This is a genomic window from uncultured Veillonella sp., assembly GCF_934190855.1.
Classification (GTDB): Bacteria; Bacillota; Negativicutes; order Veillonellales; family Veillonellaceae; genus Veillonella.
Genome location: NZ_CAKPTN010000220.1, coordinates 1 through 2,147 on the forward strand (window position 1 = coordinate 1; position 2,147 = coordinate 2,147).

General features: G+C 35.3%; 2 protein-coding genes. One reads left to right on the forward strand and one right to left on the reverse strand.

The features are described from left to right. Positions 1-372: 372 nt before the first annotated feature. The gene (locus Q0F90_RS08970; RefSeq protein ID WP_296004904.1) at positions 373-930 is read left to right on the forward strand and encodes a MarR family winged helix-turn-helix transcriptional regulator; all 558 of its coding nucleotides are present in this window, start codon (positions 373-375) and stop codon (positions 928-930) included. Between the two features lie 120 nt (positions 931-1,050). Here the strand turns inward: Q0F90_RS08970 and Q0F90_RS08975 are convergent. Continuing rightward, positions 1,051-2,147 (reverse strand): SLC13 family permease (locus Q0F90_RS08975; RefSeq protein ID WP_296004906.1); only part of this gene is annotated, 1,097 nt, incomplete at its 5' end.

Sequence of the window (2,147 nt, forward strand, 5' to 3'; positions counted from 1 at the left end):
GCCAATATATTTCATTTCAGAGATACTACCAGTTAAAAATAAATATTTTTAACTGGTAGTAATTGAAAAATAGGATATATACGGTAGAAATTGTAAAAGATTTGAAAACTAATTTTTTGAGCAATAGAGATATTCATATCTCTATTTATATCAATAGTAGTATTAATATTTCCACTTATGTCTATACAAGTAACTCTATATAACTGTATCTAAATCAATGTCTAAATCAATATCTAAATCAATATCAATATCTGTATATGTATATGCATCTGTATCTGTATCTGTATCTATATCTATATCTATATCTATATCTATATCTATATCTATATCTGTAGTTCTATTTGTATCTATATGGGATAAGGAGTAATCAAAATGGCACGATTGCGTTTACGTGAGGTTAGCGAGAGTGAAGAACGTTTTAATCGATTAGAGCGGGCTATGAGGTATGGAAAAAGGTTAAAGTTAGCACAACGAGCGCCTAGAGATATATTTTTACCAGAGGATAAGACATTATGGTTTTTATTTGAGCGTATATATACGGTGGTTCATGATAAGGAAGTAGCCGTACTAAAACGGTTTGGTTTAACACCGATGCAGTATAATGTTTTGGAGTTTATTTATGTTTCATCTTGTAATCCATCATTAGGATTTGTAGTAGATGAGTTACGTATGTCCTATGGCAATTTATTTGTAGTTGTAAAAAATTTAGTGAAAAAAGGCTTAGTTATCTGTGATATTTGTCCGAATGATAAACGATCCAAAAGTTTAGCTCTCACTTATGAAGGCAAGCTTTTATTTGAAGAGGTACAAGTCATATATGATAAAGTCTTAGGCAATATGTTTTCAGCTATGTGCAAAAATAAAAAAAGGGAAATTAAATCTAATTTATCATATGTGCTCAGACATTTCAGTCCAGAAAAAATAGAGTGAGTAGTAAACTAGTTAAAACAAAAAATTAAAGCAAAAAATAAAGCAAAAAATCCTACAATTTCTAGTAGTAAAAAATTGTAGGATCTTAAAACTTTAGATTTTAAATTTTAATAGTTATTTTTATGCGATACCTGTCCAGTGCCAGTATGTTAATGCAAATACGAGCATCATGATATAGCCAATAATTGTTAATGGAATGCCTGTAGTCATAAATGTTTTTACGTCGAATGTATCTGTACCGTAAGCTACCATGCCTTGAGGGGAGTTTACTGGTAGTACTAGACCAAAGCATACTGCATATTGCATGAGCATGGTTACGCCCACTGGATTAAGACCTTCTGCAGAGTGTCCCATTACAATGGAGATTACAATAGGAATCATAGCAGAGGAGAGGGCGGTAGCCGATGCAAAACCAAGATGAATTAAAATCAAGAAAGCAGCCATGATGGCAATCAATAGGAATACACTGGCTGTTTCCAAGGAGAACGCATTTACAAAGACTTGAGCAAGCCATGTAGCTGCCTTTGTTTTCAGTAATACAGAGCCTAGACCGATACCAGCGCCAAACATAACGATGGAGCCCCAATCGATATTGGATTGAGCAAATTTCCATTCCATAATGCCAAGTTTCGGGAAGAAGAACAAGGCAATAGCTACAATGGTTGTAGTTGTCGTATCAATCGTATGTAATTTACCACTAGTAGCCCACAACGCTAAGAGGCCGATAGAGATGCATAATAGTTTCTTTTCATCAAAGGTCATTGGACCGATAGCTTCACGCATTTTTGCAAGCTGTACGTCACCACCGTTGAGCTCTTTAAATTCAGGTTTAATGAAAGCTTGTGTTACGAAGTAGGTGATGATAACCATAATAATGGAGAATGGAGCTGCTGCTGTAAGCCAATCAATCCAGCTTACAGAAGTATTCATCTGTGTTTGCATGAAACCAACTGCTACAAGATTTTGCGCAGCAGCTGTTTGAATCATAATATTCCAGAACGTATCGGCCTGTACGGCACCTACCATAAGGAGCGCTGCTACTCGGCTTTTACGTTCAATGCCTAAGTTTTCAACAATGCCAATAATAATCGGTGCTAAGCAGGCAATACGAGCCGTTGCACTTGGTACGAAGAAGGCGAGAATAAGACCTGTAATAATAACACCTAAATAGATGCGGCTTACTTTAGTACCTACACTAGATAAGACAAGCATAGCAA

Bases quoted from the DNA above. Each gene is read 5' to 3' on its own strand.
- Q0F90_RS08970 (WP_296004904.1), top strand. From the start codon at position 373: ATGGCACGATTGCGTTTACGTGAGGTTAGCGAGAGTGAAGAACGTTTT.